This is a genomic window from Methylobacterium sp. Leaf112 (assembly GCF_001423295.1).
Classification (GTDB): domain Bacteria; phylum Pseudomonadota; class Alphaproteobacteria; order Rhizobiales; family Beijerinckiaceae; genus Methylobacterium.
The window spans coordinates 474,935-494,924 of the sequence record NZ_LMNG01000031.1; the positions used below are offsets into that span (position 1 = coordinate 474,935).

General features: G+C 69.7%; 18 protein-coding genes. 13 read left to right on the forward strand and 5 right to left on the reverse strand.

Features of this window, described 5'->3' with window-relative positions:
* Window positions 1-61 precede the first annotated feature (61 nt).
* Window positions 62-3,511, forward strand: a complete 3,450-nt coding sequence (locus ASF52_RS17965; RefSeq protein WP_056174804.1) for a YhdP family protein — start codon at window positions 62-64, stop codon at window positions 3,509-3,511.
* Between the two features lie 24 nt (window positions 3,512-3,535).
* Here ASF52_RS17965 and tyrS read toward each other — a convergent pair whose 3' ends face one another.
* A complete protein-coding gene (tyrS, locus tag ASF52_RS17970) occupies window positions 3,536-4,813 on the reverse strand; it encodes a tyrosine--tRNA ligase (RefSeq protein WP_056174806.1) in 1,278 nt (425 codons plus the stop codon).
* 113 nt (window positions 4,814-4,926) lie between these two features.
* Here tyrS and ASF52_RS17975 point away from each other — a divergent pair, with 113 nt between their 5' ends.
* The 4 genes from ASF52_RS17975 to ribB all read left to right on the forward strand — a co-directional run bounded on the left by ASF52_RS17975 (window position 4,927) and on the right by ribB (window position 9,552).
* The gene (locus tag ASF52_RS17975) at window positions 4,927-6,066 is read left to right on the forward strand and encodes an anhydro-N-acetylmuramic acid kinase (RefSeq protein ID WP_200918687.1); all 1,140 of its coding nucleotides are present in this window, start codon (window positions 4,927-4,929) and stop codon (window positions 6,064-6,066) included.
* An 80-nt stretch (window positions 6,067-6,146) separates the two neighbouring features.
* Window positions 6,147-7,238 carry a catalase family protein gene (locus ASF52_RS17980; protein ID WP_056174808.1) on the forward strand — a complete coding sequence of 364 codons (1,092 nt, stop codon included), beginning with the start codon at window positions 6,147-6,149 and terminating at the stop codon, window positions 7,236-7,238.
* An 83-nt stretch (window positions 7,239-7,321) separates the two neighbouring features.
* The gene (gene aroC, locus ASF52_RS17985) at window positions 7,322-8,425 is read left to right on the forward strand and encodes a chorismate synthase (RefSeq protein ID WP_056174809.1); all 1,104 of its coding nucleotides are present in this window, start codon (window positions 7,322-7,324) and stop codon (window positions 8,423-8,425) included.
* A 50-nt stretch (window positions 8,426-8,475) separates the two neighbouring features.
* A complete protein-coding gene (ribB, locus tag ASF52_RS17990; RefSeq protein ID WP_056174811.1) occupies window positions 8,476-9,552 on the forward strand; it encodes a 3,4-dihydroxy-2-butanone-4-phosphate synthase in 1,077 nt (358 codons plus the stop codon).
* A gap of 91 nt (window positions 9,553-9,643) precedes the next feature.
* On the opposite strand, the gene ASF52_RS17995 is transcribed toward ribB, so the two are convergent.
* On the reverse strand, window positions 9,644-10,573 hold the full coding sequence (locus ASF52_RS17995; RefSeq protein WP_056175080.1) for a histone deacetylase family protein: 930 nt from the start codon (window positions 10,571-10,573) through the stop codon (window positions 9,644-9,646).
* A gap of 223 nt (window positions 10,574-10,796) precedes the next feature.
* Between ASF52_RS17995 and ASF52_RS18000 the strand changes: the two genes are divergently transcribed.
* The 7 genes from ASF52_RS18000 to ASF52_RS23335 all read left to right on the forward strand — a co-directional run bounded on the left by ASF52_RS18000 (window position 10,797) and on the right by ASF52_RS23335 (window position 16,293).
* Window positions 10,797-11,432: a L,D-transpeptidase gene (locus tag ASF52_RS18000; RefSeq protein ID WP_056174814.1), complete on the forward strand. Its 636-nt coding sequence runs from the start codon at window positions 10,797-10,799 to the stop codon at window positions 11,430-11,432.
* Window positions 11,433-11,641: 209 nt separating this feature from the next.
* A complete protein-coding gene (locus ASF52_RS18005) occupies window positions 11,642-12,079 on the forward strand; it encodes a hypothetical protein (RefSeq protein WP_056174816.1) in 438 nt (145 codons plus the stop codon).
* A gap of 196 nt (window positions 12,080-12,275) precedes the next feature.
* Window positions 12,276-14,279 (forward strand): acetyl-CoA carboxylase biotin carboxylase subunit, encoded by a 2,004-nt coding sequence (locus ASF52_RS18010; RefSeq protein ID WP_056174818.1) that lies wholly within the window; start codon window positions 12,276-12,278, stop codon window positions 14,277-14,279.
* A 13-nt stretch (window positions 14,280-14,292) separates the two neighbouring features.
* Complete coding sequence (locus ASF52_RS18015; RefSeq protein WP_056174820.1) at window positions 14,293-14,724, forward strand: gamma-glutamylcyclotransferase; 432 nt, start codon at window positions 14,293-14,295, stop codon at window positions 14,722-14,724.
* Window positions 14,725-14,737: 13 nt separating this feature from the next.
* A complete protein-coding gene (locus ASF52_RS18020) occupies window positions 14,738-15,016 on the forward strand; it encodes an acylphosphatase (protein ID WP_056174821.1) in 279 nt (92 codons plus the stop codon).
* Between the two features lie 90 nt (window positions 15,017-15,106).
* Entirely contained in the window at window positions 15,107-15,829 is a 723-nt protein-coding gene (locus ASF52_RS18025; protein ID WP_056174824.1) for a DUF599 domain-containing protein, read from the forward strand.
* Between the two features lie 188 nt (window positions 15,830-16,017).
* Window positions 16,018-16,293 carry a DUF3253 domain-containing protein gene (locus ASF52_RS23335; protein WP_056175082.1) on the forward strand — a complete coding sequence of 92 codons (276 nt, stop codon included), beginning with the start codon at window positions 16,018-16,020 and terminating at the stop codon, window positions 16,291-16,293.
* Here ASF52_RS23335 and ASF52_RS18035 read toward each other — a convergent pair.
* Genes ASF52_RS18035 through epmA form a run of 3 tightly spaced genes read right to left on the reverse strand, consistent with a single transcriptional unit; the run spans window position 16,236 to window position 19,231 of the window.
* The gene (locus ASF52_RS18035) at window positions 16,236-17,087 is read right to left on the reverse strand and encodes a YdcF family protein (protein WP_056174826.1); all 852 of its coding nucleotides are present in this window, start codon (window positions 17,085-17,087) and stop codon (window positions 16,236-16,238) included. The genes ASF52_RS23335 and ASF52_RS18035 overlap by 58 nt on opposite strands.
* Window positions 17,088-17,135: 48 nt before the next feature.
* A complete protein-coding gene (locus ASF52_RS18040) occupies window positions 17,136-18,185 on the reverse strand; it encodes a lysine-2,3-aminomutase-like protein (protein WP_056175085.1) in 1,050 nt (349 codons plus the stop codon).
* A complete protein-coding gene (gene epmA / locus ASF52_RS18045; protein WP_056175088.1) occupies window positions 18,182-19,231 on the reverse strand; it encodes an EF-P lysine aminoacylase EpmA in 1,050 nt (349 codons plus the stop codon). The genes ASF52_RS18040 and epmA overlap by 4 nt, the downstream gene beginning before the upstream one ends.
* A gap of 191 nt (window positions 19,232-19,422) precedes the next feature.
* Between epmA and efp the strand changes: the two genes are divergently transcribed.
* Window positions 19,423-19,989 carry an elongation factor P gene (gene efp, locus ASF52_RS18050; protein ID WP_056174827.1) on the forward strand — a complete coding sequence of 189 codons (567 nt, stop codon included), beginning with the start codon at window positions 19,423-19,425 and terminating at the stop codon, window positions 19,987-19,989.
* Window position 19,990: the final 1 nt, after the last annotated feature.

Genomic DNA, 19,990 nt, shown 5'->3' on the forward strand with positions numbered 1-19,990 from the left:
CCTCCACGGACCGCCGCTCGATAGCCCGAGGGTGCGTTCCGATCCAGCGGCTCACGGATTGATGGTTCAGGACACGGTCACGGGTTTGCGGCCGGGCCGCGTGGCCGGACGGCGGCGGCGCTGGGTCCTCTGGCCCGTACTGATCCTCGTGCTCGGCGTCGGCCTCGGGCTCGCCGGCCTGGTTTGGCGCTTGTCCAACGGTCCCCTGCGCATCGACGGCATGTCGGAGCGTGTCGCATCGGCCATCGCCGGCAGCATCGGCACGGGCTGGCGCGTGACCTTGCGCGACAGCGCCCTGGAGCTCGATTCGGAAAATTCCCTGGCCCTGCGGGTGGCCGGGCTCGACATCTACAACTCCGAGGGTGCCCTCGTGGTGCGGGCGCCGCAGGCCGTGGTGAGCCTCGACACCTGGGGCCTCGCCCGCCTCTCGGTCCAGCCGCGCGCCATCGAATTCCGCGACCTCCAGATGACCGCCCTGGTTCACCGCAACGGCGCCATCGCGTTCGCGGCGAACGACCCCGATCAGGCCGGGGCCGTCCAACCCCATACCCTGCCGAGCGTCGACGCCACGCAAGGGGCCGTTTCGCCGATCTCGGCCACCGTGGCGTCGATCTTCGGAGTGGTGCTGGATTCCGCCGGGATCGTCGGGGCGCTCGACCGGGCGCGCATCACCAACGGCCGCCTCACCCTCATCGACGACGACGCCCGCCAGCGCGCGGTGTTCGAGCACGTCAACGGCCTGTTCCGGCGCGACGCCACCCGCAACGCCCGCGTGTTCGAACTGCGCATCGACGGTCCGCACGGGGAATGGCGTTTCGGCGGCGACGTGCAGGAGGCCGGTGGCACCCGCCGCACGGGCATCATCACCCTCGACGATCTGCCGATCACCGACCTGCTGCTGCTCTCCGGTCAGTCGAAGCTGCCGGTGGAGACCGACCTCAAGCTCTCGGCCAAGGCCGACGTCGCCCTCGACGCCGGACGGATCGAGTCGATGGCGGCCACGATCCGAACCAGCGACGGCAACTTCCTCATCGAGGAGAAGGACTTCAACCCCGTCACCATCGACAGCCTCGCGGCGAAGGTGAGCTGGGACGAGGCGGGCCGGGCGATGAAGCTCGATGCCCTCGACTATCGCGGCGCGGGCAACTCGGCTCGTCTCACCGGGGCCTGGACAGCAGGGGCTCCGGATTCCGACATCGCCTGGACCATGAGCCTCGCCGGGCGCGACGCCACCCTGCGGGGCGCCAACGCGCAGGACCGCCCCGTCGCGATCGAATCCCTGTCGGCGCATCTCACGGGGCGGGCCGGCGGCATCGCCATCGACGATTTCTCCGTCAAGGCCGGCCCGGCGAGCGGGCGGATCACCGGCACCCTCGGCACCACCGCCGACGACGACGGGCTGACCCTGCGCATCGCCGCGGCCAACACCGATGGGCGCATGGCCATGCGCCTGTGGCCCGAACACGTGGCGCCGGCGGCGCGCAACTACCTCGTCGATTACCTGCGCGGGGGAAAAGTCGACAGCGTCGACATCACCGTCGACATGAGCGGCAGCGAACTCGCCGCCGCGACGCGCGGCGAACCGATGCCCGACAATGCCGTGCACATCGCCTTCGCCGTCTCCGACGCGACGCTCGCGGTCTCGGACGACGCGCCGCCCCTGAGCCGTGGCCGCGTCACCGGTGTCATCACCGGCCTCACCACCACCATCCGCAACGTGACCGCCGACCTGCGCATGGCCGACAACCGCGTCCTGTCCATCACCGACGGATCCTTCGTCATCCCGAAGATCACCCCGGAGGCGGTGGTGGCGCAGATCGGCATGCGCCTCGGAGGCGGGGCCGATGCCCTCGTCTCCCTGATGCAGACGAAGATGTTCAAGACCCTGACCGGCGTCGACATCGATCCGGCCAGCGTGAAGGGCACGGCCGACCTACGCATCGACTTCCCGCTGAACCTCAAGCAGATCCCCGACCTCCCGGACCTGCCGGTGACCATCGGGGGCACGCTCACGGATGTCGGCGTCGACAAGGCCTTCGGCAAGGAGCGCCTCGACGCCGGGCGGTTCACGGTGTCCTACGATCGCGGCGCCTTCGCCCTCAAGGGCGATGCCCGCGTCATGGGCTCGCCCCTCACGGTGGATCTGCGTCAGCCCAAGCCCGGGGCGCCTGGCGAAGTTCTCGTCGGTCTGAGCCTCGACGAGGCCCTGCGCGCCAAGAAGGGCCTGCCCGTCGCGCCCCAGCTCACCGGCGCCATTCCGGTGAGGATCGCCGTGCCCATCGGACGCCCGGGTTCGGGCAAGCCGCCGATCCGGATCGAGGCCGATCTGGCCCGTGCGGGCATCGACGGCATCGTGCCGGGCTTCACCAAGGCCGCCGGAAAACCTGGCCGCCTCGCCTTCACGTTGATCGAGAACGCGTCGGGTGGCGGGTTCGAGCTGCGCGACATCGTCCTCGACGCAGCCCCGGCTGCGGCGCGGGGTACGGCGAGCCTCGGGGCGGACGGCCAGTTCGAGCGGGCCGATCTGTCGAGCCTGAAGCTCTCACCGGGCGATGACATGCGCCTGCAGCTCGAACGCTCCGGAAACACCTATCGGATCGGCGTCAAGGGCGCCGTGGCCGATGCCCGCCCGATCCTGCGCGGGCTCACCGGCCAGGATGGCAAAAGCAAGGGCGACGCCGCCCCCAAGGACATCGACGCCGACCTCTCCCTCGCCATCCTCACGGGCTTCAACGGAGAGGCTCTGACCAACGCCTCCGTCAAGCTCGTCCTGAAGGGCAAGGACGTCCGCTCCGGCCGGGTCCAGGGCCGCTTCGGAGCGGCCCCGTTCACCGCTCAGATCGGCCGCTCGGACCAGGGCCCGACCCTGACGCTGGACACCCAGGATGCCGGCGCGACCCTGCGGTTCGCCGACATCTACAAGCGGATGTATGGCGGCCGGCTGATCATGAGCACCGCTCTCAACGACGGACCGCAGGCGGGCGTCGTGCAGATCCGCAATTTCGTCCTGCGCAACGAGCCGGCCCTGTCGAGCATCATGGCGCAGGGACCGGCGAGCAGCGAGATCGTCGATGCGCGCGGCCGCAAGCAGATCGTGCAGAACGCCGGCAACGACGTGACCTTCGACCGCCTGCGCGCCAATTTCGTCCGCACCGGCGCGCGGGTCGACTTCACCGACGCGGCGATCTCCAACGCCGCCATGGGCTTCACCCTGAACGGCTACCTCGACACGGCGAAAGAACGCACGGACATCAACGGCACCTTCGTGCCGCTCTACGGCCTGAACAACGTGGTGTCGCAACTGCCGATCCTCGGACAGCTCCTCGGCGGCGGGCACAACGAGGGTCTGTTCGCCCTCAACTTCCGCGTCGCCGGCCGGCTGTCGAAGCCCGATGTCAGCGTCAATCCCCTTTCCGCCCTGGCGCCCGGCATCCTGCGCAAGCTCTTCAGCGCCGGCGGGGGCAACGACGGGATCATGGGGGCCGCGCCCATGGGCGAGACCGAACGATAGGCCGCGCAGCCCGGGCCGGGGCGTCTACCCGACCTTCAGCAGCACGTGCTTCTTGCGGCCGAAGGACAGCTTGATCACCCCGTCCGCCGTCACGTCGCCCGTGCGCAGCACCGCCCGCTCGTCGGTCAGCGCCACGTCGTTCACCCGCAGGCCGCCACCCTTGATCTGGCGGCGGGCCTCACTCGTGGACGGCACCAGCTTGGCGTATTCCGGACCGAAGGCCGAGAGCACGCCGAGCCCGGCATCGAGGAGGTCGGCCGAGACGATCACGGTCGGCAGATCCTGCGACACGCTGCCTTCGACGAAGGTCTTCCGCGCCGTCTCGGCGGCACTGTCCGCCGCCTCGCGTCCGTGCATCAGGGCCGTGGCCTCGCTCGCCAGGACCTTCTTGGCCTCGTTGATCTCGGCGCCCTGCAGCGCCGACAACCGGGCGATCTCCCCCATAGGCAGCAGGGTGAACAGCTTGAGGAAGCGGCCGATATCGGCGTCCTCGGTGTTGCGCCAGAACTGCCAGTAATCGTACGGCGAGAGCATGCCGGCATCGAGCCACACGGCCCCGGCGGCGGTCTTGCCCATCTTGGCGCCCGAGGCCGTGGTGAGGAGCGGGCAGGTGAGGCCGTAGAGTTGCGGCGTGCCCATCCGGCGCCCGAGATCGATGCCGTTGACGATGTTGCCCCATTGGTCCGAGCCGCCCATCTGCATCGTGCAGCCGTAGCGGCGGTTCAGCTCGACGAAGTCGTAGGACTGGAGGATCATGTAGTTGAATTCGAGGAACGACAGTTCCTGGTCGCGCTCCAGCCGCATGCGGACGCTGTCCATGGACATCATCCGGTTGACGGAGAAATGCCGGCCGATATCGCGCAGCATCTCGATGTAGTTGAGCTTCGTCAGCCATTCGGCATTGTCGACCATGGTCGCGGCGTTGCGGCCGCCCTCGAACTTGAGGAACCGCGCGAACGTCTTCTGAATGCCGAGCTTGTTCTCCTCGATCTGCGCGAGGGTGAGGATCTTTCGTGATTCGTCGCGGCCGGAAGGGTCGCCGACCCGGGTGGTGCCGCCGCCCATGAGGGTGATGGGCGTGCCGCCCGTGGCCTGGAGCCAGTGCAGCATCATGATCGACAGGAGGTGGCCGACATGGAGCGAGGCCGCCGTGCAATCGTAGCCCACATAGGTGGTGAGCCGGCCTTCCAGCGCCGCCGCGTCGATGCCGGCAAGGTCCGAGCCCTGATGGATGAAGCCGCGCTCGGACAGCACTCGGAGGAAATCGGATTTCGGAGCGAAGGCGTCGGGCGCGGGGGACATGGACGGTTCCGGTGTCGGAGGATCACGGGGGTGGGACACGGCGCGGACCGGCGTGATAGCACCGCGCGTCATTGCGCCGGCTCTTAGCAGGGCTGACCGAGGAAGGCACGACCATGACCATGATGCGCGCCATCGGCCTGATGAGCGGAACGTCCCTCGACGGCGTCGACGTCGCCCTCATCGAGACCGACGGGCACGACGTGCGGGTGGTGCAGAGCCACAACGGCTACCTCGAACCCCTCGGCCCCACGGGCTATCGCGGCTACTCGGACGAGGATCGCGATCTGCTGCGCCGCGCGCTCGCCGATTCGGAGGCCGTCACGGCGCGGGAGGATCGGCCGGGGTGCCTTCCCGAGGCGGAAGCCTTCGTCACCGCTGCCCATGCCGAAGCGGTGGAGAGTTTCCTCGCCGACAACGGCCTGACGCCCGCCGACATCGACGTCATCGGCTTCCACGGCCAGACCGTGGTGCACCGGCCCGACCAGCGCATGAGCGTGCAGATCGGCGACGGGGCGGCGCTCAGCCGTCGCCTCGGCATCCCCGTGGTGTCGGACCTGCGCCACGCCGACATCGCGGCGGGCGGACAAGGCGCCCCCCTGGTGCCGGTGTTCCATCAGGCGCTCGCCCGCGCCTCGGGCTTCGAGGGCGCGCTCGGCATCCTCAACATCGGCGGCGTCGCCAACGCCACCCTCATCGCCTCGAACGGCGAAGTCATCGCCTTCGACACCGGGCCGGGCAACGCGCTCATCGACGACTGGATGCGCGAGCGCACGGGCCGCCCCCTGGACGACGGCGGCCGCACCGCCGCGCGGGGACGCCCCGATGAGCCGCTGTTGGCCTGGCTCCTCATCCACCCGTTCTTCGCGCGCCGGCCGCCGAAGTCGCTCGATCGCAACTGGTTCTCGCACAAGCTCGCCGGGCAGCTCTCGACGGAGGACGGCGCGGCGACGCTCACGGCCTTCACGGCGCGCGCCGTGGCGCGGGCGTTGGACCACGCGCCCGAGATTCCGGCCCGCTGGATCGTCGCCGGCGGAGGGGCGCGCAACGGCGAACTGGTGCGCCTCCTGAACTACCACCTGCGCGCCGAGATCACGACGGCCGACGCCATCGGCTGGTCCTCGGCCTATCTCGAGGCCCAGGCCTTCGCGCATCTCGCCGTGCGCTCGCTGAAAGGCCTGCCGATCACCTTCCCGTCGACCACGGGGGTGCGCGAGGCGATGACGGGCGGCGTGCTGGCGCGGCCGGAGGACTGAAGGCATTCACACCGATTCGTGACCGGACACGGTGGCGGCGGCGCGCGTTCTCTCCTGGAATTCCTCCAGACGAGAGAACCATGGGCGAGACCTACCTGCGCTATCACGACGGCATCGAGACGCCGAAACCCGACGAGGATGCGGTGATCGACAAGATCATCGCCTCGATGATCCGCGAGAGCGAGACCACGGCGAAGCGCTACGGCCACGCCGTGCGTGCCTCCCACGCCAAGGTCAGCGGCGTGGTCGTGGGCGAGCTGCACATTCCAGACAACCTGCCGCCGGAACTGGCGCAGGGCCTGTTCGCCAGGCCCGGCACCCATCCGGTGGTGGTGCGATTCGCGCAGGGCCCCGGCGAGCTCCTCAAGGATTCCGTGTCCACCCACCGCGGCATGGCCATCAAGGTGTTCGGCGTCGAGGGCGAGAAACTCCCGGGTCACGATGCCCCGACGCAGGACTTCGTCCTCGCCACCGGCCCGGTCTTCCCCAACCCCGACGCGGCGGGCTTCCTCGGCAGCATGAAGCAGCTCGAGCTCGGCACAAAAGCGCCGGAAGATGTGAAGGTCATCGTCTCGAAGATGGCCCAGGCCGCCAACACCCTAGTGAAGACCTTCACCGGCAAGGACACGCCGATCTTCGACTTCTTCGGCCACGCCCCGAAACATCCCCTGGCCGAGCCGTATTACAGTCAGGCGGCCCTGCGGTACGGTGACCACGTCGCCAAGCTCGGCGCCTTCCCGGCGACGGCGGCCCAGGGCGCCCTGGCCGACGCGACCCTCGACCCCGGGGCGGACCCGGACGTGTTCCGCCATGCCGTGACGGCGCAGTTCCGCGAGGCCGAGGCGGTGTTCGAGATCCGGGTCCAGCTCTGCACCGATCTCGACGCCATGCCCATCGAGGACGCCTCGAAGGAATGGTCCGACACGAAAAGCCCCTATCGCACGGTGGCCCGCCTCGTCTTGCCTGTGCAGGTGGCCGACAGCCCGGCGCGCCTCGCCTACGCCGACGACGTGCTGGGATTCCGCCCCGCCCATAGCCTCGCCGCGCACCGGCCGCTCGGCTCCCTCATGCGGGCACGCCTCAAGACCTACGCGGCCCTCTCGCGCTTCCGGCACGAGCGCAACGCCGTGTCCGAGGTGGAACCCCGGGGAATCGCTGACGTCCCGGCCTGAAGACCGCCGGGCCGGCGCCGTATGGGACGGGCGCCGGCCCGGCATTTGTGACTCGCGAAGACCCGCGCTAGAGCGGGGGCACCATGTCCCACAACACCTTCGGCCACCTCTTCCGCGTCACCACCTTCGGCGAGAGCCACGGCGTCGCCCTCGGCTGCATCGTCGACGGCTGCCCGCCCGGGGTGCCCATCGAGGCCGCCGATATCCAGGCGGAGCTGGACCGTCGCAAGCCCGGCCAGTCGCGCTTCACCACTCAGCGGCGCGAGCCCGATCAGGTCCGCATCCTCTCGGGCGTGTTCTCGGACGACCGCACCGGCGGCCGGCAGCTCACCACCGGCACGCCCATCGCCCTGGAGATCGAGAACACCGACCAGCGCTCGAAGGATTACTCGGAGATCCGCGACAGCTACCGGCCGGGCCATGCCGACTACGCCTACGACGCCAAGTACGGCATCCGCGACTATCGCGGCGGCGGACGTTCCTCGGCCCGCGAGACCGCCGCCCGCGTCGCCGCCGGGGCCATCGCGCGCCGGGTCCTGCCCAGGGGCGTGATCATCCGTGCCGCCCTGGTGCAGATGGGCCCGCACGCCGTCGACCGGTCGCTCTGGGACTGGGACGAGGTCGCCCGTAACCCGTTCTTCTGCCCCGATGCCGGGACGGCGGCGTTCTACGAGACCTACCTCGATGAGATCCGAAAGGACGGCTCGTCCATCGGCGCGGTGATCGAGGTGGTGGCCGAGGGCGTGCCGCCCGGCCTCGGCGCGCCGATCTACGGCAAGCTCGACGCGGATCTCGCCGCCGCGATGATGTCCATCAACGCCGTGAAGGGTGTCGAGATCGGTGACGGCTTCGCGTCCGCCGCCCTGCGCGGCGAGGACAACGCCGACGAGATGCGCTCGGGCAATGCCGGCGCCCCCACCTTCCTCGCCAACCATGCCGGCGGCGTGCTGGGCGGCATCTCCACCGGCCAGCCGATCGTCTGCCGATTCGCCGTGAAGCCGACCTCGTCGATCCTGACGCCGCGCATGAGCGTGACCAACGACAACCGGGACGTCGACCTCGTCACCAAGGGCCGCCACGACCCCTGCGTCGGCATCCGCGCCGTACCGGTGGCCGAGGCCATGATGGCCTGCGTCCTTGCCGATCACTATCTGCGCCACCGGGGGCAGGTGGGCGAGCGGGCCTGAGCCCGCCCCACCCCGCCGTACCCGCCATCGTGATTCCGAGAGATTTGCCCGTGCCCCACACCCATGTCACGCAGGCCATCGAGGCCTATGCCCGCGGCGAGATCGTCGTGGTCACCGACGACGACGATCGCGAGAACGAGGGCGATCTCGTCGTCGCCGCCTCCCTCTGCACGCCGGAGAAGATGGCCTTCATCGTCCGCAACACCTGCGGCATCGTCTGCGCGCCCCTGACCCGGGCCGAGGCCAGGCGCCTGCGCCTCGATCCCATGGTGGCGGCCAACGATGCGCCGCTGGGCACCGCCTTCACCGTGACGGTGGACGTGAAGCACGGGCTCACCACCGGCATCTCCGCCGAACAGCGCTGCAACACCGTACGGGCGCTCGCCAACGGCAACATGGGCGAGTCGGACTTCGTACGGCCCGGCCACGTCTTCCCCCTCATCGCCAAGGATGGCGGCGTGCTCATGCGCTCCGGCCACACCGAGGCGGCCGTCGACCTGTGCAAGCTCGCCGGTCTCCCGCCCGTCGGCGTGATCTGCGAGCTCGCTAACGACGACGGCACCGTGATGAAGGGCCCGCAGATCACGGCCTTCGCGGACACGCACGATCTGAAGCGCGTCTCGGTGGCCGACCTCATCGCCTACCGGCAGGCTCGTGAAAAGCTGGTCGAGCGCGTCGGGACCTTCCCGGTGACCACGGAGGCGGGCGTGATGACGGGCTACGCCTACACCACGCCGTTCGAGACCGTGCAGCAATTCGCTTTCGTGTACGGCGACATCGGCGACGGGCGCGACGTGCTGGTGCGCCTGCACCGCTCCAACGTGGTGGCCGACGTGATCGAGGGCGGCCGGCAGATCGAGGCGGTGAAACGCCGCTTCGTCCAGGAAGGCCGGGGCATCCTCGTCTACCTTCGCGATGGCTCGGCGGGTGTTCCGCTCCAGTCCTATGCCGAGGAGGGCGCGGAGGCCCAGCGCGTGCGGGCCTGGCGCGAAGTCGGCCTGGGCGCACAGATCCTGCGCGACCTCGGTGTCGTCTCGATCCGGAACCTCGCGACCTCGTCGCGGGCCTATGTCGGTCTATCGGGCTTCGGGATCGAGTTCTTGGGGGACGAGCGCCTGGAGGGGTAAGATGCCGCGAGGCCATCCTGAATCACCACAGGGAAGCGCAGCACGGAGAAAGGCCGGATCGCAGCCTCGTACGCCGTGATCCGGCGGACGCTCACCGCCCCATCAGCGCGTCCACGTGCGCGGCCACCGACAAGCCCAGGCCCTTGAGGCTGTAGCCGCCCTCCAGCACCGAGACGACGCGCCCACCCGCGTGCTTCTCGGCGATCTCCATGACCCGGCGCGTGGCCCAGCCGAAATCCGCCTCGTCGAGCTGGATATGGGCCAGGGGATCGAGGCGGTGGGCGTCGAACCCCGCCGAGATCACGATGAGGTCGGGGGCGAACGCCTCCAACCGGCGCAGGATGCCGGCCTCGAACACCTCCCGGAAGCGCTCGCTGCCGTCGCCGGCGCGCAGGGGCACGTTGACGATGGTGTCGTGGTTGCCGCGCTCCGAGGCGGCGCCCGTGCCGGGATAAAGCGGCATCTCGTGCGTCGAGGCGTAGAGGACGCTCGCGTCGTCCCAGAAGATGTCCTGGGAGCCGTTGCCGTGGTGGACGTCCCAGTCGATCAGGGCGACCCGGGAGGCGCCGTGCGCCTGCCGCGCATGGCGCGCCGCGATGGCCGCGTGGTTGAACACGCAGAAGCCCATGGCCTGCATACGCTCGGCGTGGTGGCCGGGCGGACGCATGGCCACGAAGGCGTTGCGGCACTCGCCCTTCATCACCGCGTCGACGGCATGGACCGCCCCGCCGACGCCGCGCAGGGCCGCCTCGATGGTGCCGGGCGACAGCAGGGTGTCGCCGTCGATCTGGACGAAGCCTTCGCGCGGGGCGGCTTCGATGAGAGCCTGCACGTAGGGTACGGGATGGACCAGGGTCGGCACCGCCGCGTCGGCGAGGGGGGCGAGCCCACGCACGAGGCCGGCGAATCGCTCGTCCTCCAGCACCCGGTCCACGGCACGGATCCGCTCGGCACTCTCGGGGTGCCCGGCCGGCATGGCGTGGTCGAGGGCAGCGGGATGGCTCACGTAAAGCGTCGTCACATCATCCCTCCCGAGCGGATGCCCGCCGTTGTCGTTGCGTTGAAGCAACAGGCGATGCAATTGCGCCACGTCTTCGTCGCGTGACCCTACGTTGGGATGCGCGCTCGGGTTAGGTTGCGCAAGACCTCATCAACCAAGACCTCATCAACCAAGTTCCTCATCAACCAAGTTTGTGTCGCGCCGGATTTTCGGCACGACGCGGGCATGCCGACAGGCCCGTTCCATGCGCCCACTTCCCCTCCTGGCCGCCCTCGCGTGCGCGCTCTCCCTGACCGCCTGCAACACGCAGACCGCCAACGTCGCCGCGCCGGGGGTGACCCAGACGGCCGCGGCGACGCCGGCCGCCCTCACGGGCGAGGCGCGCGACAAGGCGTGGATGAAACTCGCGCCCAGTGCCGTCATCGACCCGAAGATCGCCCGCGCCACCGTCGATTACCCTAGCCGGGAAGCGCCCGGCACCGTGATCGTGGTCACGAAGGAGCGCCGGCTGTACTTCGTGCTGCCCGACGGCAAGGCCGTGCGCTACCCCGTGGCGGTCGGCCATGCGGGCATGGCCTGGGCCGGTACGGCGGAAGTCGACCGCAAGGGCGAGTGGCCGGACTGGAACCCGCCCCCCGAGATGCTGGCGCGCCGGCCCGATCTGCCCAAGCGCCTCGAAGGCGGACCGACGAGCCCGATCGGGGCGCGTGCCCTCTACCTCGCCGAGGGCAAGAAGGACACGCTGTTCCGCATCCACGGCACCAACGAGCCCGAAAAGATCGGCCAGGCGGTCTCGTCCGGCTGCATCCGCATGCTCAACGACGACGTGGTCGACCTCTACGACCGCGTGCCCATCGGCTCGAAGGTCATCGTGCGCTGATCGCACGGAGAGCGCACCGCCATCCGCCCGACCGGCGTCCGCGTCCCTCGGGTTTAGACATCTTTCGATAAGTCTCATTCGTGATCAGGCTTTAACCTGAACGTCGATTCAGATTTGGCCGTTAACTACTTGAAGCCTCCCGGCCCGCATAGTCCAACCATAGACACGGGCACAGACCGGCAAAGTCGAGACCGGAGAGGAATCAAGACATGATCAACCATTCGCTGCAGCTCTTCTGCAACCGTACCGTCGCCGCCGGCCGGATCACGGCCGGCGACGTCCAGGCTCTCGCCCGCGACGTGCTGCCGGACGGCTTCCTTACCCGCGACGAGGCCGACATGCTCATCGCCCTCGACCGGGCCGTGCCGCAGATCGATGCCGCCTTCGGCCCCTTCCTCATCGCGTCCATCGTCGATTTCGCAGTCTGGGGCGAGCGGCCCACGGGCACCATCGATGCCGGCACCGCCCGCTGGCTCGCCGCCTCCCTGCGCAACGGCACCGGCCCGACGCTCCTCGCCGGTCAGATCGCCCAGGCCGTGGTCCGCGAGGCCCAGTCGTGCGACGAAGCCCTCATCGCCTTCGCCCTGGAAGCCAACCGGCGCCGCGCCGCCGAGCCGGCCCGGATGGAGTTCCTCGCCGCGGCCTGAGAGGTCCTGCGGCGCGAGCCTCCTGCAGGGCGAACGACCGGGGCAAGCCCCGGGCGCGCCGGGCGAGCACCGAACCGAAGAAACCCCGTCGTGCCGGGCCGGTCAGCTTTCCGAAGTCGGAGAACTGCTTTAACGGGAACGAGCTTGGGCGTCCCGCGCGCCCCGACCTTTCCTGACCGACCAGAGTGCCGGACCGATGTTCGAGAAGATCCTGATCGCGAACCGTGGCGAGATCGCCTGTCGCATCATCAAGACCGCCCGCCGCATGGGCATCAAGACCGTGGCGGTCTACTCGGACGCCGATCGTGACGCGGTGCACGTCGCCATGGCGGACGAGGCCGTGCATATCGGCCCGGCCCCGGCGGCGCAGTCCTACCTGCTCATCGACAAGATCATCGACGCCTGCAAGCAGACCGGCGCCCAGGCCGTGCATCCCGGCTACGGCTTCCTGTCCGAGCGCGAAGCGTTCCCGCGTGCCCTCGAGGCCGCCGGCATCGTCTTCATCGGCCCGAACCCGCACGCCATCGCGGCCATGGGCGACAAGATCGAATCGAAGAAGGCCGCCTCCGCCGCCAACGTCTCCACGGTGCCGGGCTTCCTCGGCGTCATCGAGAGTCCGGAGCACGCCGTCACCATCGCGGACGAGATCGGCTATCCGGTCATGATCAAGGCGTCGGCCGGCGGCGGCGGCAAGGGCATGCGCATCGCCTATTCCTCCGACGAGGTCGCCGAGGGCTTCGCCCGCGCCAAGTCCGAGGCCGCCTCGTCCTTCGGCGACGACCGGGTGTTCGTCGAGAAGTTCATCACCGATCCGCGCCACATCGAGATCCAGGTGATCGGCGACAAGCACGGCAACGTGATCTACCTCGGCGAGCGCGAATGCTCGATCCAGCGCCGCAACCAGAAGGTCATCGAGGAGGCGCCGTCGCCGCTCCTCGACGAGGAGACACGGCGGAAGATGGGCGAGCAGGCCGTGGCTCTGGCCAAAGCCGTGAACTACGACTCCGCCGGTACCGTCGAGTTCGTCGCCGGCCAGGACAAGTCGTTCTACTTCCTCGAGATGAACACCCGCCTGCAGGTCGAGCACCCCGTCACCGAGATGATCACCGGCCTCGACCTCGTCGAGATGATGATCCGCTCGGCCTACGGCGAGACGTTGCCCCTGGCGCAGACGGACGTGAAGCTCAACGGCTGGGCCGTCGAGAGCCGCGTCTACGCAGAGGACCCCACCCGCAACTTCCTACCCTCCATCGGCCGCCTCACCACCTACCGGCCGCCGGCCGAGGGTCGGTTCGGCGACGCGATCGTGCGCAACGACACCGGCGTGGAGGAGGGCGGCGAGATCGCGATCCACTACGATCCGATGATCGCCAAGCTCGTGACCTGGGCGCCGACCCGGGCGCAGGCCATCGAATCACAGGGCGAGGCGCTGGACGCCTTCGCCATCGACGGCATCCGCCACAACATCCCGTTCCTGTCGGCCCTGATGGCGCATCCGCGCTGGCGCTCTGGCAACATCTCCACGGGCTTCATCGCCGAGGAGTTTCCCGAGGGCTTCTCCGCCCCCGAGCCCAGGGGCGAGATTGCCCAGGTCATGGCGGCGGCGGCCGCTGCCATCGATCACAAGCTTAACGAGCGCAAGCGCGGCATCTCCGGCCAGATGCGCGATCCGGCCCTGCTCCACTTCGAGCGCGACCGTGTCGTGATCCTGGCGGATGCGTCCTATCCGGTGACCGTCGATGCGGTGGGCGGCACGCTCATCGTCACTGGCGAGGACGGCACCACCTGGACCGTGCAGAGCGAGTGGCGCCCGGGCGAGCCCGTGTGGCAGGGCGAGATCGCAGGTAAGCGCGTGGCGATGCAGGTGCGCGGCCTCCTCAACGGCGTCGCGCTTCAGCATGCGGGCGCGGCGGCGCAGGCCCGGGTCTACACCCGACGCGAGGCCGAACTCGCCGCCCTGATGCCGGTGAAGGTCGATGCCGGCTCGGGCAAGCAAGTGCTCTGCCCGATGCCCGGCCTCGTCAAGGCGATCCTGGTGAAGGAAGGCCAAGAGGTGAAGAACGGCGAGCCGCTCGCCATCGTCGAGGCGATGAAGATGGAAAACGTGCTCCGGGCGGAGCGCGACGCCACCGTCTCGAAGATCGCGGCGAAGGAGGGCGACAGCCTCGCCGTCGATGCGGTGATCCTCGAATTCGCCTGACGCGGCGCGGCCCGTGCCGCTCTACTTCGCCTACGGGGCCAACATGGACGCGGCCGCCATGGCCGCGCGCTGCCCCGGCTCGCGCCTGATCGGGCAGGGCCGGCTCAACCGCCACCGCTTCATCGTGATGCGCGAGGGCTACGCCTCGGTGGTGCGTGATCCGCGCGCCACCGTGTGGGGCGTGGTCTGGGAACTCGCGCTGGCCGACGTACCGGCGCTGGATCGCTACGAGGGCGTGGCCGGCGGCCTCTACACCAAGGCCTACCAGCCCGTCACCCTGAAGGGCGGAGCCAAGCGTGCCCTGATCTATCTCGGCGGCAGCTCCGCCCAGGGAGCACCGCGTCCGGGCTACCTCGAATCGGTCCTGGCGGCGGCGGATGCGGCGCAGCTGCCGACCCCTTATATTGCCGAACTGCGCGGCTGGCTGCGGGGCCGGGCCGCCTGACAGGAGCATTGCCATGAGCCGGATCAGAACCGTCGAGGCGATCATCCACGGCCGCGTGCAGGGCGTCGGCTACCGGTTCTGGACCAAGGGCGAGGCCGAGCGCCTCGGCCTCTCGGGCCACGTCCGCAACCGGTCCGACGGCACCGTGGCGGCGACCTTTTCGGGGGAGGCCCACGCCGTCGCGGCCATGCTCGCCGCTTGCCGGCAGGGGCCTCCAGGGGCCCGCGTGACGGAGATCACCGAGGCGGAGGGACCGGTCCCGGCGGCGGGCTTTCAGATCCTGCACGACTGAAACGGCCGCACGGGCCCGACCCTGGACAGGGAGCGGCCATCCGGGCTAGCGCCGGAGCGGTCGCGATCGGCCCGGCATCAGGCGCACCCGATGATCACGGCGGACTTCTCCTACCTCGATTTCGCGGCCCTGTGCTTCTTCGTGGCGGCCTGGGCCGGCTACGGCATGGCGGTCTCGCGGATGCGGGGCCGGCGCACGAGCCTGAGCCAGATCATGAACCGCCAGCGCGAGATCTGGGCGGAGCAGCTCATCCACCGCGACAACCGGGTGGTGGACACCACCATCAACGCCTCCCTCCAGAACGGTACCGCGTTCTTCGCCTCGACCTCCCTCATCGCGCTCGGCGGCGTCCTGACCCTGTCGCGCTCGGGCGACGACGTACTGACCCTGTTCGGGGCGCTGCCCTTCGGCGCCGTCGCCACCCGGACGACCTGGGAGATCAAGGTCGCGGGGCTGGCGGTGGTGTTCATCTACGCCTTCTTCAAATTCTCCTGGGCCTACCGGCTGTTCAATTACGGGGCGATCCTGCTCGGCGCGGTGCCGCCCAAGGGCTCCAGCGCCAGCATGGCCGAGATGGAACTCGCCGCGCGGCGTGCCTCCGCGATGAACATCGCGGCCGGGTCCCATTTCGCGCGCGGGCAGCGGGCGTTCTTCTTCGCGCTCGCCTATCTCGGATGGTTCGTGAGCCCAGTTCTGCTGTTTCTCACCACGACGGCGGTGGTCTGCGTGATGTGGCGACGTCAGTTCAGTTCGAAAATTCGCGCCGCCCTCCTGGCGCAGGACGACGGGACAGGGCAGGGGTTGGACCCATGACCAATCCGAAGAAACCACCCCGCAAGACCGCCATCGCCCGGATCGCCGCCGCGAAAGCCCTCAAGGGCAAGAAGGCCGCTGCCAAGAAGGCGGGCGAGGCACCTGGCACCAAGGCGCCGCCGGCCCCGAAGGCGGCAGCCCCACCACCCCCCGCGCCATCGGTCCGCAAGGGCCCCAGCGAGGAACTCATCGCCGAGACCATCCTGCGCCTCCTGGCCGAGCGCGGTCCCGGCAAGACCGTCTGCCCCTCGGAGGTTGCCCGCGACATCGGCGGCGCCCAGCCCGAAGTGTGGAGCCCGATGATGCAGCCGGTGCGCCGCATCGCCGTGCGGATGACCAAGGCCGGTCAGATCGCGATCATGCGCAAGGGCAAGCCCGTGGAGGATGTCGACGATTTCCGCGGCATCTACCGGCTGGCGCTGCCAGCGGCCGACGTCGATTCGGCCGGAACCGACGAAGCCTGAGGCGCCGGCATCCAGGCGTCGGTGTAGCCGGCGAGCCGATAGACCACGAGGCCGATCCACTCCTTGACCACGACATCGAGGAGGGCGAGCCCGTCGGAGGCGAAGCTGTTGAAGCGCACCGCGTCGCGCGGCCCGGCGGTGCGGTAGTCGACGGGATAGGCGGCCACGGTGAAGCCCGCCGCGCGGAAACACCCGACGGCGCGCGGCATGTGCCAGGCCGAGGTGACGAGGAGCCAGCGCTCGCCGGGCTTCGGCTTGACGAGATCGGCGGTGAAGGCGGCGTTCTCGCGGGTGTTGCGCGAGCGGTTCTCTAGGATGAGACGGGTGCGCGGCAGGCCGAGGCCGTCGGCGGTGCGGCCGACGATTTCGGCTTCCGACACCTCGCCCGGCCGCAGCGCGGCGCTTCCGCCCGTGAAGGCGAGACGCGCGTCGGGATACCGCCGGGACAGATCGATGAGGGCGAGCTGGCGTTCCCCGGCGTCGTTGACGACGAACTGGTCGCGCGCCGCCGACAGGCGCGTCTCGACGCCGCCGCCGAGGACCACGATGCCGGTGACCGGGGTTCCGTCGTCGACGAAAGCCGGGAACCGATCCTCCAAAGGCAAGGCGACCCAGAGGGCGAGGGGCGAGAAACCGGCGACGAGAAGCCCGAGGCCCGCCGCCCCGGCGAGCACACGTCCGAAGCGACGCCAGCGCCCGACGGCTATGAGGAGCATCCCGGCGACCACGGCGAGAATCAGCGCGTTGGACGGCGTGATGACGAAGAAGATCAGCTTCGAGAACGGAAAGAACATGGCGCGGGAGCGGCCTTCAGGGGAGGGAACGCGAGACCCGGACCGGCCTCATGCCTCAGGGATCGGCGGGTAGGCATGGACACGACCCTGCGGATCCTCGACCCGCCAGCCGGCCGCCGTGGCGCGGAGGTAGTCCGGCCCCACCGGCACCTTGCCGTGGCCGCCGGGGATGTCGAGGACATAAAGCGGCTGGGCGAGGCCCGACAGCCGGCCGCGCAGATGCCCCATGAGGGCGCGCCCCGCATCGAGATCGGTGCGCAGGTGGCCGGTGCCGGGCGCGAGATCGCCGTGGTGGAGGTAATACGGCTTGATCCGATGCTCCACGAAAGTCCTCATCAGCCGGCCCAGGGTGGCGGGGTCGTCGTTGACGCCAGCGAGCAGCACGGTCTGGCTCACCATGGGAATGCCGGCATCGACGAGGCGGGCGATGGCCGCCGCCGCCGCGGGGGTGAATTCGCGCGGGTGGTTGGCGTGGAGCGCCACGAACACCGCGCCGCCGAACTGCTTCAGGGCCGCGACGAGGCCGTCGGTCACGGTCGCGGGCTCGACCACGGGGACGCGGGTGTGGAAGCGCAGCACCCGTACGTGCGGGATTTCCCGCAGCGCCGAGGCGATCCGGGCCAGCCGCCGGGGCGAAAGGGCGAAGGGGTCGCCGCCCGTGACCACCACTTCCCAGATCTCCGCCCGGCCGGCGATATAGGCGAAGACTGCATCGAGTTCGGCGTCGCTCAGGGTGCCGAGCCCGTCGGGGCCGACCCGCTCGCGGCGGAAGCAGAATCGGCAATAGACGGGGCAGACATGGAGCGGCTTCAGCAGCACCCGGTCGGGATAGCGGTGGACGAGGCCGGCGAGCGGGCTGTGGGCGTCGTCGCCGATGGGGTCGGCATCCTCCTCCGGGCGCGTCGCGAGTTCCTCCGCCCGCGGCACGAACTGGCGGGCGATGGGATCGTGGGGGTCGGCCGGATCGATGAGGTCGGCGAGATCCGGCGTCACCGACACGGCGTAGCGGGCGGCCACGGCCTCCAGGGCGGGGAGGGCCGCGGCGTCCACCAGCCCGGCCCGCGCGAGGTCGGCGGGGCTCTTCAGGGGGCGGTTCACCGGCGCCCCCCGGTGACGGGCGTCCACAGCACATCCTCGATATGAGGCGCGCCGACGGCGAGCATCACCAGCCGGTCGAGGCCGAGCGCGATGCCGCTTGCCTCGGGCATGAGGGCGAGGGCGGCGAGGAACGCCTCGTCGATGGGGTAGCGCTCGCCGTAGACTCTCTCCTTCTCGTCCATCTCCAGGGTGAAGCGGCGGCGCTGCTCGGCCGGATCGGTGAGTTCGCCGAACGCGTTGGCGAGTTCGACGCCGCAGGCGTAGAGTTCGAATCGCTCGGCCACGCGCGGGTCGCGGGAGCTCGGCCGGGCCAGCGCCGCCTCGGACACCGGGTACTCGCACAGGATCGTCGGGCGCCCGATGCCGAGACCGGGCTCGATGCGGGCGACGAGAACGCGGCTGAAGAGGTCCGCCCAGGTGTCGTCCTCCGCCACCCGCAGGCCCGTTGCCAGAACGGCCGCCGCGAAGGCATCCCGATCCGTCGATCCGTCCGGCGCGACGGTGGCCAGGAGATCGATGCCGACCTCCGAAAAGGCCTCGGCAAGGGTCACGCGCCGGAAGGGTGCGAACGGGTCGGCCTCGCGGCCCCGGTAGGCGAGGCGCCGGGTGCCCGCCGCCTCGGCCGCCAGAGCCAGCATGTCGGCGCAATCGCGCATGAGTTCGGTGTAGTCCTCGCCCGCCCGATACCATTCGAGCATCGTGAACTCGGGGTGGTGCAGGGGGCCGCGCTCGCGGTTGCGGAACACCCGCGCGAAACTCACGATCCGGCGTTCGCCCGCCGCCAGCAGGGTCTTGCAGGCGAATTCCGGGGAGGTGTGCAGATAGAGCGGATGGCGCACGCCATCGGGACCGAGGATCTCCGTCGCGAAAGCGGAGAGATGTGCCTCGTTACCGGGCGACACCTGAAGGCTGGCGGCCTCGACCTCGATGAAATCGGCCGCCGCGAAATGGCCCCGCAGGGCGGCGGTGATGCGGTTGCGCGCCACCAGGGCCGGACGCCGGTCGGCGTGGCGGTCCGGATGCCACCAGGGGGAGGGAGCGGTCATCGCCGGGGCCATATCACGGGCGGCCGGGCGTCTCCACGTCTCAGGGCCTTCCTTCCATCCTCCACCCGGTCCTGCGGCTGGCAACGGGGGCACGGATAGGGTAGTGGCGGAACGACGATGTCGCTCCCGTGGACCCGAACCGCGCCGGGGCGACCGACCCGTTTCTCGAGACACGAACAGGACCTGACCCCGTGAAGGTGATCGCTTCCACGCTCCGCAAGGGCAACGTCGTCGACAAGGATGGCAAGCTCTACGTCATCCTGACGATCGAGAACATCCACCCGGGCAAGGGCACCCCGGTGACGCAGCTCGACATGCGCCGCATCACCGATGGGGTGAAGGTGTCCGAGCGCTACCGCACCACCGAGTCGGTGGAGCGTGCCTTCGTCGAGGACCGGGAGCACACCTTCCTGTACGAGGACGGCGAGGGCTTCCACTTCATGAACCCCGAGACCTACGATCAGGTGGCGATCCAGAAGGACGTGATCGGCGATGCCGCGCCCTACCTTCAGGAGGGCATGAAGGTGATGGTCTCGATCCACAACGACGTGGCGCTCACCGTCGAGCTGCCCCAGCGCGTCACCCTCGAGATTACCGAGACCGAGCCCGCCATGAAGGGCCAGACGGCGTCGTCGTCCTACAAGCCGGCCATCCTGTCGAACGGCGTGCGCACCGCCGTGCCGCCGCACATCGCCGTCGGCACCCGCGTCGTCATCATGACGGAAGACGGGTCCTACGTGGAGCGCGCCAAGGATTGAG

Excerpts from the sequence above, each read along its gene's own strand:
- ASF52_RS17965 (WP_056174804.1), top strand. The coding sequence starts at position 62 with ATGGTTCAGGACACGGTCACGGGTTTGCGGCCGGGCCGCGTGGCCGGA.
- tyrS (WP_056174806.1), bottom strand. The coding sequence starts at position 4,813 with ATGTCCCCCGCGCCCGACGCCTTCGCTCCGAAATCCGATTTCCTCCGA.
- ASF52_RS17975 (WP_200918687.1), top strand. The coding sequence starts at position 4,927 with ATGACCATGATGCGCGCCATCGGCCTGATGAGCGGAACGTCCCTCGAC.
- ASF52_RS17980 (WP_056174808.1), top strand. The coding sequence starts at position 6,147 with ATGGGCGAGACCTACCTGCGCTATCACGACGGCATCGAGACGCCGAAA.
- aroC (WP_056174809.1), top strand. The coding sequence starts at position 7,322 with ATGTCCCACAACACCTTCGGCCACCTCTTCCGCGTCACCACCTTCGGC.
- ASF52_RS18000 (WP_056174814.1), top strand. The coding sequence starts at position 10,797 with ATGCGCCCACTTCCCCTCCTGGCCGCCCTCGCGTGCGCGCTCTCCCTG.
- ASF52_RS18005 (WP_056174816.1), top strand. The coding sequence starts at position 11,642 with ATGATCAACCATTCGCTGCAGCTCTTCTGCAACCGTACCGTCGCCGCC.
- ASF52_RS18010 (WP_056174818.1), top strand. The coding sequence starts at position 12,276 with ATGTTCGAGAAGATCCTGATCGCGAACCGTGGCGAGATCGCCTGTCGC.
- ASF52_RS18020 (WP_056174821.1), top strand. The coding sequence starts at position 14,738 with ATGAGCCGGATCAGAACCGTCGAGGCGATCATCCACGGCCGCGTGCAG.
- ASF52_RS18025 (WP_056174824.1), top strand. The coding sequence starts at position 15,107 with ATGATCACGGCGGACTTCTCCTACCTCGATTTCGCGGCCCTGTGCTTC.
- ASF52_RS18035 (WP_056174826.1), bottom strand. The coding sequence starts at position 17,087 with ATGTTCTTTCCGTTCTCGAAGCTGATCTTCTTCGTCATCACGCCGTCC.
- epmA (WP_056175088.1), bottom strand. The coding sequence starts at position 19,231 with ATGACCGCTCCCTCCCCCTGGTGGCATCCGGACCGCCACGCCGACCGG.